Below are 13,293 nucleotides of genomic sequence, written 5' to 3'. Positions count from 1 at the left end.
GTGAGGATCGCGGTTGAAGCGGCTATTGCTGGGTCTTGTCCTGATCGCGGGATGCACGACCGCGCCGCCGCCTCCCGTCACGCCGAAGAGCGCCCCGACCCCGGAGTTCACCGTCACGGCCGGCCTGCGGCACGTCGCCAACGTGCCGCCGGGCGCGCCGTTCGACACCCCGCAGTCGTTCGGCACCGACCTGGCCTTCCAGGGGAGATACGCCTTCGCCGGCAACTACGGCGGCTTCACCGTCTACGACATCGGCGATCCGGCCAAGCCCGCGGTGGTGACCCGGGTGCTCTGCCCCGCCGACCAGAACGACGTCTCGGTCTACAACAACCTGCTGTTCCTGTCGGTCGACGTGCCCCGCGCCGGGCCCGACTGTTCGAGCGGCCCCGGCGACCCGTCGTCGGCCACGCAGTTCGAGGGCGTGCGGATCTTCGACATCACCGACGTCGCCAACCCCCGGTACGTGACGGCCGTGCGCACCCAGTGCGGGTCCCACACCAACACGATCATCCCGGGCGACGACGTCCACCACGTCTACGTCTCGGCGGCGGGACCGATCCCGGACACCGCCAACTGTCCCGCGCCCCACGAGCTCATCTCGGTCATCGAGGTGCCGGCCGCCGATCCGGCCGCCGCGCGGGTGGTGGCCACCCCGGTGTTGTTCACCGACCGCGACCCGGGCCGGTTCGGCGGGTGCCACGACGTCAGCGTGTTCCCGGCCCGGAACCTCGCGGTGGCCGCCTGCTACGGCGACGGCCTGCTGCTCGACATCACCGACCGGGCCGACCCGAAGGTGCTCCAGCGGGTCACCGACCGGAAGAACTTCTCGATCTGGCACTCGGCGGCCTTCACCCCCGACGGGACGAAGGTCGTGCTGAGCGACGAACTGGGCGGCGGGGCGGCCCCGATGTGCACCGCGAAGACGCCGCGGAACAAGGGCGGCACGGCGATCTACGAGATCACCGCCGACCGCCGGATGCGGCCGCTCGGCCTGTTCAAGATCCCCCGGACGCAGACCGGCGAGGAGAACTGCGTCGCCCACAACGGCAACGTGATCCCGGTCGAGGGCCGGAACCTGATGGTGCAGGCCTGGTACCAGGGCGGCGTCTCGGTCTGGGACTTCACCGACCCGGCGAACGCCCGCGAGGTGGCCGCCTTCGAACGGGCGCCGCTGGCGCCCGGCACGCTCGGCGGGTCGTGGTCGGCCTACTTCTACAACGGCTACATCTACTCCAGCGACATCACCCAGGGGCTCGACGTGCTGGAGCTCACCGAGCCGTCGGTCGCCGGGGCGAAGCGGCTGCCGGGGCTCAATCCGCAGACGCAGGAGTAGTGCCGCGCCGGGCCGCGACCCATCGGGCCGCGCGGTCGGCGGCGCCGTACAGGACCGGGGTGGAGAGCACCAGGTTCACCGCGCGGCGCCGCGGCTCGTGCGTCAGCCAGTGGCGGGCGGCGGCGGCCGACGGGCGGGCCAGGCGGCCCTCGGCGACCATCAGGTCGCCGGTCTTGAGGCTGTCCTTGTAGCCCTTCTCGCCCCGGCCCAGGTCCATCAGGGTCACGCCCGCCTCGGCGACCGCGCGGCACAACCGCAAACGGTGGATGAGGCCGGGGGAGTAGACGGCGAAGGCCGGGTCGTAGACGGGGAACCAGGCGATGACCGTGGTCTCGGTGCGGACCCCGAAGTTGCCCGCGACCAGGGTGTCGCCGGCGTAGAGCAGGCCGAGGGTGCCGGTGAACACCGGCGTGCGGACGTCGTGGAGGCGTTCGGTGACGGCGACCACCCACGGCTCGGCGAAGCGGTCGGGGCGGCCGGTGCGGCGGTACTGCGCCGACTTCCACCGCTGGAGGGTGCGCAGGGCGGCGCGGTCGGGCGAGTCGAGCACGAACCGGACCTCGCCGACCTCGCGGGCCAGCCGCCGCTCCTTCTTCAGGGTCGACTTGTAGATCTTGTTCGACCGCTCGGCCAGCCCCTTGGCGTAGACGTCGTAGCCGCCGGTCAGGTCGATGACGGGGGAGGGGTGCAGGGCCTTGTGGTGCTGGACGAACTGGGCCGGGTCGAGGTGGTCGAACGCCCAGACCTTCAGGTCGCAGGCGCGCAGCAGCTCCCTCGGCGCGATCTCCAGGCCGGGTTCGGCCGCCAGGCCCTGGAGGTCGGAGAGCACCGAGCCGATCGGCAGGCCGACCGCGCCGCGCCGCTCGAACGGGAAGAAGGCCCGGCCGCCGTCGACCACGGCCACGTGGGCGTCGTCGCGCACCGCGCCGACGGCCCGGGTGTACTCGGGGGCCAGGAACGGGTTGGGACGGCGGCGGCCCGCGCGCTCCAGCGCCCGCCAGTCGGCCAGCTGCGCCTCGGTGAGCTCCGACGGCCGCACGACGTCGATCCTCACGCGCGGCCCCGCATCTTCAGCGCCCGGTCGGCCAGCGCGTGCAGGCGCGGGTCGCCGACGATCGTCTTCTTGATCCGCCGCGCGGGCGCGGTGCGCAGCCAGTGGAGGGCCGAGGCCGCGCCCGGCCGCCGCGCCACCCCCTCCGACAGCGGCAGGGTGCCGTTGCAGATGGTCTGTTTGTAGTCGCCGGCGGTGCCGGTGTCGATGTGCCGCAGTCCGCGTGCGGCGGCGGCCTCGACCAGGCGTAAATGGTGGATCAGGCCGGGTGAATACGAGCCGAGTTCCGGATCGTAGGCGGGGAACCAGCCCGCCATCACCCCTTCGCTGACCAGGCCGAAATGCGCGGCGACCGGGCGGTCGCCGATCGTCAGGACCGACAGCGGGGCGCTGAATTCGGGCGTCTGGACCTCGCGCAGCCGTTCGATCAGCGCGGCCACCCACGGTTTCGCCGTGCGGTCGGCGCGGCCGATGCGGCGATACTGGTCGGACTTCCAGCGCAGCAGCGCGCCGAAATGATCATTCGACGCGTATTCGTAGGTCAGCGGGCCGAGGTCCCGCTGGATCTTGCGCTCCTTGTAGGCGATTGTCTTGTACGACTTCGGCGAAGTCTCGCGAAAGAACTTGATATATCCGTCATATCCGGATTCGAGATCGAGCAGCATCGCCGTCCGATTCTCGTCCGAGGTGAACCATGGCTGGCCGCCGACCAGATATTCGAACTCGAACACGTCGAGCCCGCAGCCTTTCAGCAGGTCGCGACCGCTGATCTCGAATCCGGGCCGGTGCACCAGCCCTTGCGCGAGGGTGACCCACGCGGCCAGCGGCCGGGCCGCCCTGGGGCCGCACGGCTCGAACGGCAGGAAGCCCGCCAGGTCGGTGTCCTCCCAGATCACGGCCACTCTGGCGGCGTCGCTGACGTCGCCGACCGCCTGCGCGAACTCGGGCGCCAGCCACGGGCTGGCCAGATGGGGCGAGGCCCGGCGCATCCGTCTCCACGCCGATAATTCCGGCTCGCCGAGATCGCGGGGGCGTACGACATCGATCTTCATATGCGATGAATTCCGGTGACCTAGGGGGTGGTGACCGCGCCATACTAAAGCGAGACGCGGACGGCCGAAGGCCGGCCGTGGCTCGCGTGGTGAATATGCCCCGAAAAGACACTGCGAATAACGTCTCGTCCCCCGACCTGAGGTGCTGCCCCTTATGACCGTCGTACAGGACATCGACCTGGGCAGCCTGTCCTTCTGGGGCCGGCCCCATCCCGAGCGGCTGGCGGCCTTCGAGCGGCTGAGGGAGATCGAGCGGCCGATGTACTTCGGGGAGCCGCGCGTGCCGGGGCTGCGGTCGGGCAAGGGGTTCTACGCGCTGGTCCGGCACCGGGAGATCACCGAGGCGCTGCGCAACCCGGGGGTGTTCAGCAGCTACCCGTCGGTGTCGATCCCGCCGCCGCCGTTCTGGGCCAAGTACATCTTCGGCAACTCGATGGTGAACCTCGACGACCCCCAGCACGGCCGCCTGCGCCGCATCATCGCCCGCGCCTTCACCCCGCGCATGCTCGACAAGAGCGAGCACGACGTCACCGCCAACGTCAACCGCATCATCGACGGCGTCGTCGCCGCGGGGCCGGGCGGCGACTTCATCACCCAGATCGCCAACCCGATCGCGGCGGGCGTCATCTGCGACATCGTCGGGGTGCCGGAGGAGCACCGGGGGCTGGTCATCGAGCGGGTGCACACCTGGGCCGACTACACCGGCGTGCGGCCGGGGTTCGTCTCCTCCCTGCGCCTGGCCGCCAAGAACACCATGGGCCTGGTCGGCCTGCGGCGGATGGTCATCGAGCTCGGCAAGGAGCGCAGGAAGAACCCCCGCGAGGACGTCATCTCCCAGCTCGTCACCGCCAACATCGACGGCGAGAAGCTCACCAGCATGGAGCTCGGCGCGTTCTTCACCCTCCTGGTCACCGCCGGCATCAACACCGCCAGCAACGCGATGGCCCACGGCCTGCGGCTCCTCACCGACCACCCCGACCAGCGCGAACTGCTCGTCAACGACTTCGACGCGCACATCGGCACCTGCATCGAGGAGATCGTCCGCTACGTCACGCCCGGCATGCGCACCGGCCGCACGATCAAGGTCGAGCACGAGGTCGGCGGCCAGGTGCTCAAACCGGGCGACAAGGTCGTGCTCTATTTCCTCTCGGCCAATCGCGACGAGTCCGTCTTCGTCAATCCCGACGTGTTCGACATCACCCGTGACCCGAATCCACATGTCGGGTTCGGGGCACCGGGCATCCATTTCTGCCTCGGTGCGAATCTCGTCCGGAAAGAACTGACGGTCGCGTTCCGGGAACTGTTCCGCCGTCTTCCGGACATCCACGCCATCGGCGAAGGCCGCCAACTGCGCTCCAACTTCGAGAACGGACTGACCGAGTTGCGATTCGGCTTCTAGATTCCGGGGTATCCGGCGATTCATTGTTTCGCCCGATATCGTGGCCGCGTGGCACGAGAGAATCGGCGGCACTGGCGTCACGCGCGCCGTTCCCTCCGCACCAGGCTCGTCATGCTCTTCGCGACCGTCACGGTCGCCGGCGCGGTCGGCGCCCTCATCCTGGCGATGTCCGGGCCCCCGGCCGTCCCCTGGCAGCCGTTGGGCGACCAGGGGAACCCGCCGCCCGAGGCGGTGGCCGGGCCCGCGGAGGCCAAGCCGATCGTGGTCGGCGGCGGCGCGCCCGCCGGGTTCCCCGTCTGGGGCTTCTCGCACACCCGGTTCAGCGTCGACTCGGGCCCGCCCGACGTGACGGCCGTCGCCGAAAAGAGCCTCGCGCGCGGCCGGATCATCCAGAACCAGCACATCATGGGCTTCGGCACCCTCAACCCCGAGCCCTCGCCCGGCAGGTACGACTGGAAGTCCATGGACAGCCGGATGGCCGCCATCAGGCGGTCGGGCGGCCTGCCGGTCATCACCCTGTGCTGCGCCCCCGACTGGATGGTCGGCGGCAAGCCCGGCGAGACCGACTGGGAGAACAACTTCACCCAGTCGCCGCTGCGCAAGCACTACAAGGACTTCGCGAACCTGGCCTCCGCCGCGGCCAAGCGCTACCCGTATGTCCGCCACTTCATCGTCTGGAACGAGTTCAAGGGCTTCTTCAACGAGGGCCTCAAGCGGTGGGACTACGAGGGCTACACCGAGATGTACAACCTCGTGTACGACGCCCTGAAGAAGGTCAACCCGAAGATCCAGGTCGGCGGCCCCTACATCAACGTCACCGACCGGCCGGGCTGGAAGTCCGAGGTGTCCGGCCCGTGGGGCAGCCAGGACCAGCGCGGCCTCGACGCCATCAGGTTCTGGCTGAAGAACAAGCACGGCGCCGACTTCATGGTGGTCGACGGCACCTCCGAGTCGTCCAAGGGCATGTATCCCGACGAGTTCCGGGCGCTGGCGAAGTTCTCGGCCGTCAACGCGTGGTTGCGCAAGCAGAGCAACCTGCCGGTCTGGTGGGCCGAGTGGTACTTCGAGCCGGCCGAGTCCGACTGGACGACCGGCCGCCGGCTGGCCGTCCAGGCCGCGGCGATGATCGAGTTCGCCAAGAGCGGCACCGCCGCCGCCCTCTACTGGTCGCCGCAGGGCGAGGGCCCCGAGTGCGACGGCTGCCTGTGGACCAACCTCGACCAGCCGAAGGCCGGCCAGCCGCTGCCCGCCCTGTCGATGCTGCAGGACTTCGCGAAGTGGTTCCCGGCCGGCACCCGCCTGGCGAGCGTGCGGTCGGCCCATCCGTCGATCCGGCTGCTGGCCTCGGCGAAGAAGATGGTCGTCGTCAACACCCGGGGCGAGGAGACCACGGCCACGGTCGACGGGAAGCGGCTCACGCTCAAGTCCTACGAAGTGCGGTGGGTGACCCGATGAAGAGCCCCGTCAGCGTGGTCGTCTGCACGACCGGCAACCGCCCCGAGATGCTGCGCGCGGCGCTGGCGTCGATCCGGGCGCAGGACTACGAGGGCGACGTCACCGCCGTCATCGTGTTCGACCGGTGCGAACCCGACAAGGAGGTGCTGTCGGACGACCCGCACCGCCGCGTGACCTGGACGACCAACGAACGGGTTCCCAACGTGGCCGGCAGCCGCAACAGCGGCATCCTCGCGGCTCCGGACGATCTGGTCGCCTTCTGCGACGACGACAACACCTGGCGGCCCGCCAAGCTCCGCCTCCAGGTCGCGGCCTTCGAGGCGAACCCCGACGCCGCACTGGTGTCGTGCGGCATGGTCTCGACGCAGGAACGCCTCTGGCCCTCCTCCCACATCACCTTCGACGACCTGCTGCGCTCCCGCATCCCGGCGGCCACGACGTCGTCGTTCCTGATGCGCCGCTCGCTGCTGACGGGCCCGGTCGGCGTCTTCTCCGAGGAGATCCCGCGCGGCTTCGCCGAAGACTACGAACTGCTGCTGCGCTGCGCCCGGCACGCCCCCATCCCCTACGTGCCGGAGATCCTCGTCGAGGTCCCGCCGCACGAGGGCTCGCACTTCTACGGCCGCTGGTCGATGATCGCCGACTCCCACGAGTGGCTGCTCGACCACTACCCCGAGTTCCGCCGCGACCGGCGCGGTTACGCCCGCCTGGCGGGCCAGGTGGCCTTCGAGAGCTCGATGGCCCGCGACTGGGGCCGCTCCCTGAAGTGGGCCCGCCGCGCGTTCTTCGCCTCACCGCTGGAGCCGCGCACCTACGCCGCGCTGGCGATCACGTCCAGGATCGTCTCCGGCGAGTGGGTCATCGCGAAGGTCCAGGCGCGCGGCAGCGGGACCTGATTCCTCGGTCGATTGTGTGATGCAAGTTTCCTCGTCTAGAGTCACTTGCATCAAGCAATCGACTCTGGGGAGACGTCGTGAAACCGAGCTCGGCGTTACTCCGCGCCAGCAGATGGCCCGGCGTGCCCGACCGCCTGATGGCGCTGCTGGCCGTCCAGCTGCTGTCCGAGCGCAGAGACCGGGAGGGCCTGGAGCACTTCGCGGCGCTCAGCGCGGAACGGCCCGGGTCGGCGCTGCTCCAGAGCCTCGCCGGCGTCTTCCGGGCCCGCCTCGACGGCCCGGTCGAGGAGGCGCTCGCCGCCCTCGACGCCGCCGCCGAACGGGAACTCGGCCTGCCCCACTACTTCCGGGGCACCACCCTGGCGTCCCTCCCCGGGTGCGCGGGCCGGGCCGAGACCGCCGTCGCCGACCTCGAGTTCGTGCTCGCGGTACGCGACCAGTTCCCGCCCGGATTCCTGCGCACCGTCCAGTGGGCGCTGGCCCGGGCCTACGATTGCGCGGGCCGCCCGCAGGACGCCCTCGACGCGCGCCGCCGGGTCGGGCACGACCACGACGTGGCCCTGGCCACCGACTACGTCGCCGACGCCGACCACGGAATCCGTTTCGGCCTGCCCCGCCTGGTGGAGAAGGCCCCCGGGGTGCACGTCGCGCAGGGCTACGACTTCGCCGACTTCGGGTTCGTCGTCACGGACGAGGGAGTCGTGGCGATCGACGCCGGCAGCGACCCCGGCCACGTGGCGGCCGCCCTGCGGGACCTGCGCGCCGTCACCGACCGGCCGATCACCCACGTCATCCTCACCCACGCCCACTTCGACCACGTCGGCGGCCTCGACGCCTTCACCGGCGCCCAGGTCATCGCGCAGGCCCGGTTTCCCGACGAGCTCAGGTCGCAGGCGGCGAGCCCGCCGCCGTTCCCCTACCTCCTGCCGCGCGGCCGCGACCACCGCCGGCACGCCGTGCCCGACCGGCTGGTCGCCTCGGCCGAGACGCTGACCGTCGGCGGGGTCGAGTTCGGGCTCATCCCGATCAGCGGCGGCGAGAGCGCCGACGGGCTGGTCGTCCACCTGCCCGGATCGGGGGTGGTGTTCGTGGGAGACATGTGCATGCCCTATCTCGGGGCGCCGTTCCTCGCGGAGGGGTCGGCCGAGGGGCTCTTCGAGGCCATCGAAACCGTCGGCGGCCTGCGGCCCGATCTGCTGATCCACGGGCACACGGCGTTGACCGACAACTTCACGATCGAGGCCCTCCCCGGACTGGCGGCCGCCCTGCGCGAGCTGCACGCCGTGGTGCTGGCGGGCATCGCCGGCGGGCGGCCGCTCGTCGACCTCCTCGACCTCGACCACCTGCCCGAGGTGCTGCGCGACCACCCCGCCGCGATCACGCCCTACCTGGTCATGCGCGACGGCTTCGTCCAGCGGGTGAACCGGCAGGCGACCGGCTACTGGCGGGCCGACGGAACGGGCGTGGAGCACTTCTCCGCCGCCGAATGGGCCGCCGCGCTCGACCTGCTGGGCGGCGGCGCGGCGGCGTTCGCCCGGACCGGCGAGGAACTGCTCGCCCGGGGGGAGCCCGCCCTCGCGCTGAAGATCGTCGACAACGGGCTGCTCCGGCACCCGCTCGAACCCGCGCTCGCCTCGTTGCGTGAGCGGCTCCTGCTCGTGCTCGTCGAACGGAACCAGTTCCTCGATCCGTTCAAGTTCGCCTACTACGCCGGACGGGCGGGACTGACGCTGGCTCCCGCCGGCTGAGCCCCCGGCCCCGGTTCCATGTCGCAGTCGTGCGGCCCGAGCGACCGGCCGCACCGGTCACAGGTCAGCCCGGGCCGCAGCGACCCGCCGCAGCCCCGGTGCCGGACCAGCAGCGGCGGGCCCTCGGGCGCCCGGTGGCGGTCGCCCCACAACAACGACGACATGACGATCGGCCACAGGTCGAGCCCGGCCGCCGTCACGTGGTATTCGTGCCGGTCGGGCTTGGTCTGGTAGAGGCGCCGTTCCAGGACGCCCGCCTCGCGGAGCTTGCCGAGCCGGTCGGAGAGGATGTTGTGGGCGATGCCGAGGTTGGCCCGGAAGTCCTCGAACCGGCGGGTGCCGCGCAGCGCGTCGCGCACGATCAGCAGCGTCCAGCGCTCTCCGATCACTTCGAGCGTGCGGGCGATCGAACAGACCTGGCCTTCGTACGTGCGCGGGAGCATGCTCCCATCCTAGGTCCATTGCATCACGCAAGTCATGGTGGGCTAGACGCTGAGCAGCATGAACCTCTCCAGCACGACCCAGCCCGCGAGCAGCAGGAACGGGAGCGACAACCAGGCCAGTCGCCTGCTCCAGTACCAGGTGCCGGGGCGCTGCCTGATCCGGATCACCTCGCGGGTCAGCACGATCAGCACGAAGACCGCCAGGGCGATCAGGCCGTAGGGCGTCCACGGGGTCTCGCCGATGCGGAACGGGGTGCCGCGGAGCTGGGGGGCGATGCGGCCCGTCGGTTGTTCCTTCAGGGCGTAGACGGCCGCGTCGTCGTTCCAGACCAGGGTCTTCAGGTCGGGGTGCTGGGCCAGCGACACCCGCATCTTGGGGCCCCAGTCGGCCGGGTAGTTGGCGTCGATCTCCAGCGACGCCTCCTGGCTGCGGGTGGCCAGGATGAACGAGCCGGGGCCCGCGTCGCGGAGCTGCTCGACCACGTTGTCGACCTTGTACGGGTCGCGCCCCGCCGTCGCGCGGATCTGCCGCACCCGTTCGACCCCCGTCAGGCTCCACGAGATCGACGAGCCGCCGTCGCCCTCCGGAACGAGGTAGAGGATGCGGGTGGTCTCCAGGTCCTGCTCGTAGATGTAGTCGATGGCGGCGCGTTCCTGGGGGGAGGTCCACTCGTACTTCTCGTTGCCGAAGCGGGCCAGCAGGAACGCGCCCGCGAGGCCCAGCACCAGGGCGCAGGCGACGACCGGGCGCAGTCTGGCCAGCACCGGGAAACGGCGCTTGGGCGCGACCTTGCTCGGCAGGGCGGGGTAGAAGAGGTAGGCCACCATGATGCTGGTGGCCGGCAGGGTGAACAGGTAGACGCGCAGGCCCAGTTCGCCGCCGTAGCTGAGCATGGCCAGCGACAACACCGGCACCACCATCATGACGAAGACGACCCGGTCGCCGACGCCCTTCTTCAGCCGCCGCAGCAGGCCCAGCCCGGCCAGGCCCAGGATCACCCCGGTGATGGCCAGCCGCGTGTAGAGCACGATCAGGCGTTCGGGGTTGGTCGAGCTGATCCGGCCGGTGGTCTGCGAGGTGAGGTTGCCGCCGACCTGGCCGACCGAGCCGACCATCGCGTCGAGGTGGCCCGACCAGTAGGCGACGGCCATGTAGTTGACGTACGCCGCCACGATCGCGCCGAACAGCACGACCATCATGAAGCTGAGCCGGGTCCGCCGCAGCACGACGAAGCCGAGCAGCACCCCGCACATCATGAACGGGGTGATCTGGTGGGACGTCGCGGTCGCCACGAAGATCATCACGATCAGGACCAGGATGATGACCCGGTCGGTGACCGTGGTCTTCTTCGGGGCGCGCTCGCCCGGGATGAGCGTCCAGCGGCGTTTCCAGAACGACGAGGCCGGGTCGACGCGCAGGAACCAGGTCACCAGGATCGCCACGAACAGCAGATAGAGCAGGTACGTCATGCCCTGCGGCGAGAAGTAGTCCTGCCCCACCCACTGCGACACGACGAAGATCATCAGCGCCAGCCACTTGGCCCGCCGGTCGGCCTGCAGCCGCCGGACGATGACGATCAGCGGCACGAGGTAGGCGACGTTGGAGATCAGCGGCCACCAGTTGAGCAGCGCCGCCGCGTCCTCGACCCCGGCCGCCCTGATCATGAACGCCGAGAAGACCGAGAAGCCGGGCCAGTTGAAGCGGGCGTCCAGGGCCGTGAGGGTCTCGCCGGTGCGGGCGATGTAGTCGACGAAGCCGCCGATCGTCCAGGCGACCGGGAACCGGGGGAGCGGCTCGACCAGGACCGCCGCGCCGTGCAGGGCGAACATGACGGCCAGGATCTGGAACAGCAGCAGGATCGGCCGGTTGCGCTTCTGCGTGAGGGTGTCGAAGAAGCTCAGGATCAGCAGCCCGACGGCCAGCAGGGCGACCGGCGGCATGACCGACACCAGGCCCAGGCCGGTCATCGCGTAGAGATCCACGCCGACCAGGCCGGTGGGGCGGGCCTTCATCGCCAGGACGTACATGACCAGGGCCTGGACCGTGATGACGGCGCCCAGCCACTCGCGCGGCTGCCGCAGCAGCAGCGCCGCGCTCGCCGCCCAGCGGCTTCCCCTGGACGGCGCGACCCGCTCGGGCACCACGACGAGTTCCCCGGCGGGCGCGACGTCCCAGCCGGGGGCGACGACCCGGATCAGCCCCGAGGAGGGGAACTCCTCGGTCTTGGGGCCGACCTCGGAATCGCTCCAGTCGACGTGTTCCTCGACGGCTTCTTCGATGGCTTCTTCGCCGGCTTCTTCGTCGGCCGGAGTTTCGGCGGGTTCGGCGTTCTCCGTTTCCGGATCGGTCACCGGTTCTTCGGCCGGAATTCCACCGTCGTCATTCTCGCCGGGATCCGGCGGCGATTCCCTTTCGGGCGGATCTTCTCCGTCGGGGCCGTCGACGATCGGGTCGGGGCGGCCTTCCTGGCCCGGAATCCTGGCCATGGTCAGCCGGCGGATGCCGCCGAAGGGGAGGGCTACGGATTTGATGGTGTCCACCGTTTCCGAGTCGTCGGAGGTGTGCCGCGACGGTGGGGGTTCGTTCGGGGGCACGGGATCTGTTTTCCAGCCTTTCGGCCGGCAGAGCCGGAACAGCGCGGGGGCCACCGCGGCCGCCGTGACACTCTGCGTGACGACCAGCGCGATGCCGACGCCCTCGATGCCGTGGCGGGGCAGCAGCAGCCACGTCAGCCCGAGGGCCAGCGCGCACCGCGCCGCCTGGATGTAGAGCAGCGGGCGGCCGCGCCCCATGGCCCGCAGCGCGCCCAGGTAGAGCTCGACGAACGCCCGCGCCAGCGTGGCCAGCGCGATCAGCCGCAGCAGGGTGGTGCCGTTGTCGGCGAACTCGGCGCCGAAGACCGACAACACCAGCGGCGCCGCCAGCACCACCACGACGATCATCGGGATCAGCACGGTCAGGCTGCGGTGCAGCGCCCGGCGGGTGTTGCGGCCGAGCGCGGCCGGGTCGAAGGAGCCCTCGACGGTCAGGCTGGTCGCCATCGTGAACGCGAAGATCTCCAGCAGGCCGCCGACGGTGACCGCGATGCCGTAGTAGGCGTAGGTCCGGTGGTCGACCTGGGTGGCCACCACGACCGGGACCAGGTAGATGGCGGCCAGCGTGAACACCGAGCCGAAGTAGTCGCCCCCGGCGAACCGGAGGATGCGCTTCAGCGACGGGGGCGTGCGGTGCGCCGTCTCGGCGACGTGACGCGGGATCACCCGGGCGAACAGCAGGTAGTTGACCGGGAGCACGGCCAGCGCGCAGGGCACGATCCAGGCCAGGAACACCTGCCACGAGACCACGTCGCCGCGCGCCGCCACCAGGAACGCGCACGCCGCCACCGCCGTGACCTTCACGAACCCGACGGCCACGTTCACCACGGGCACCCACGTCGAGCGCCGCAGCGCCGACAGCACCACCTCTTGCAGCGTGTAGACCGACCACACGATCACGACCAGCGCGAACACCCCGGCGGGCAGCCAGCCCCACAGGATGCGGAAACCCGGCTCGTCCTTGGTCACCACGACGAACACCGCCGTCGCGACCAGGCCGAGCCCGCCGCCGAGCAGGTAGACCGCGCCGACGAACCGCCCGGTCGCCCGCCCGGTCTCGGACACGAACCGGGTCAGCGCCCCCACGAACCCGAACGAGGTGAGCGCCGCCAGCATCCGCATCGCGTTGATCAGCGCCTGGCCCTCGCCCACGTCGGCGGCGGGGAAGAGCCGGGCCGCGATCACCCAGTAGCCCACGCCGAGCGCCGCCCCGATGCCCGCGTTGACGACCAGCGCGTACGCGTTGCGCAGCAGCGGGTCCTGGAGGTCGGCGGGCAGCCGCCGGCGGAGCGTCTCGGTCATCACGGGTCGGGCGGTGTCG

General features: G+C 70.7%; 9 protein-coding genes. 5 read left to right on the top strand and 4 right to left on the bottom strand.

The features are described from left to right. Window positions 1–13 precede the first annotated feature (13 nt). Window positions 14–1,333, top strand: coding sequence for an LVIVD repeat-containing protein (locus AW271_RS26440; RefSeq protein ID WP_157554652.1), 1,320 nt, complete (start codon window positions 14–16; stop codon window positions 1,331–1,333). Here AW271_RS26440 and AW271_RS26435 read toward each other — a convergent pair. Both AW271_RS26435 and AW271_RS26430 read right to left on the bottom strand, forming a co-directional pair. Then, window positions 1,311–2,387 carry a GNAT family N-acetyltransferase gene (locus tag AW271_RS26435; protein ID WP_062340304.1) on the bottom strand — a complete coding sequence of 359 codons (1,077 nt, stop codon included), beginning with the start codon at window positions 2,385–2,387 and terminating at the stop codon, window positions 1,311–1,313. The two genes, AW271_RS26440 and AW271_RS26435, sit on opposite strands and share 23 nt — an antisense overlap. Then, window positions 2,384–3,286, bottom strand: coding sequence for a GNAT family N-acetyltransferase (locus AW271_RS26430; RefSeq protein WP_245653205.1), 903 nt, complete (start codon window positions 3,284–3,286; stop codon window positions 2,384–2,386). The genes AW271_RS26435 and AW271_RS26430 overlap by 4 nt, the downstream gene beginning before the upstream one ends. Before the next feature lie 304 nt (window positions 3,287–3,590). Between AW271_RS26430 and AW271_RS26425 the strand changes: the two genes are divergently transcribed. The 4 genes from AW271_RS26425 (at window position 3,591) to AW271_RS26410 (ending at window position 8,934) form a co-directional block, all read left to right on the top strand. Then, entirely contained in the window at window positions 3,591–4,835 is a 1,245-nt protein-coding gene (locus tag AW271_RS26425) for a cytochrome P450 (RefSeq protein WP_062340302.1), read from the top strand. A 48-nt stretch (window positions 4,836–4,883) separates the two neighbouring features. Then, a complete protein-coding gene (locus AW271_RS26420; protein ID WP_157554650.1) occupies window positions 4,884–6,290 on the top strand; it encodes a GH39 family glycosyl hydrolase in 1,407 nt (468 codons plus the stop codon). Then, entirely contained in the window at window positions 6,287–7,186 is a 900-nt protein-coding gene (locus AW271_RS26415; RefSeq protein ID WP_063818129.1) for a glycosyltransferase family 2 protein, read from the top strand. The genes AW271_RS26420 and AW271_RS26415 overlap by 4 nt, the downstream gene beginning before the upstream one ends. A gap of 77 nt (window positions 7,187–7,263) precedes the next feature. Continuing rightward, complete coding sequence (locus tag AW271_RS26410; protein ID WP_157554648.1) at window positions 7,264–8,934, top strand: MBL fold metallo-hydrolase; 1,671 nt, start codon at window positions 7,264–7,266, stop codon at window positions 8,932–8,934. Here AW271_RS26410 and AW271_RS26405 read toward each other — a convergent pair. Both AW271_RS26405 and AW271_RS26400 read right to left on the bottom strand, forming a co-directional pair. Continuing rightward, window positions 8,892–9,377, bottom strand: a complete 486-nt coding sequence (locus AW271_RS26405; RefSeq protein ID WP_062340299.1) for a winged helix-turn-helix transcriptional regulator — start codon at window positions 9,375–9,377, stop codon at window positions 8,892–8,894. The genes AW271_RS26410 and AW271_RS26405 overlap by 43 nt on opposite strands. Window positions 9,378–9,419: 42 nt before the next feature. Then, window positions 9,420–13,274 carry a lipopolysaccharide biosynthesis protein gene (locus AW271_RS26400; protein ID WP_062340298.1) on the bottom strand — a complete coding sequence of 1,285 codons (3,855 nt, stop codon included), beginning with the start codon at window positions 13,272–13,274 and terminating at the stop codon, window positions 9,420–9,422. Between the last annotated feature and the right edge of the window lie 19 nt (window positions 13,275–13,293).

This window comes from Herbidospora sakaeratensis, from assembly GCF_001570525.1.
GTDB classification, from domain to species: domain Bacteria; phylum Actinomycetota; class Actinomycetes; order Streptosporangiales; family Streptosporangiaceae; genus Herbidospora; species Herbidospora sakaeratensis.
Note: the sequence above shows the minus strand (reverse complement) of the source record. Positions and strands in the feature narration are given on the sequence as shown.

What these genes read in the sequence shown, in the direction of transcription:
- AW271_RS26425 (WP_062340302.1), top strand. Translation starts at nt 3,591, where the DNA reads ATGACCGTCGTACAGGACATCGACCTGGGCAGCCTGTCCTTCTGGGGC.
- AW271_RS26405 (WP_062340299.1), bottom strand. Translation starts at nt 9,377, where the DNA reads ATGCTCCCGCGCACGTACGAAGGCCAGGTCTGTTCGATCGCCCGCACG.
- AW271_RS26415 (WP_063818129.1), top strand. Translation starts at nt 6,287, where the DNA reads ATGAAGAGCCCCGTCAGCGTGGTCGTCTGCACGACCGGCAACCGCCCC.
- AW271_RS26400 (WP_062340298.1), bottom strand. Translation starts at nt 13,274, where the DNA reads ATGACCGAGACGCTCCGCCGGCGGCTGCCCGCCGACCTCCAGGACCCG.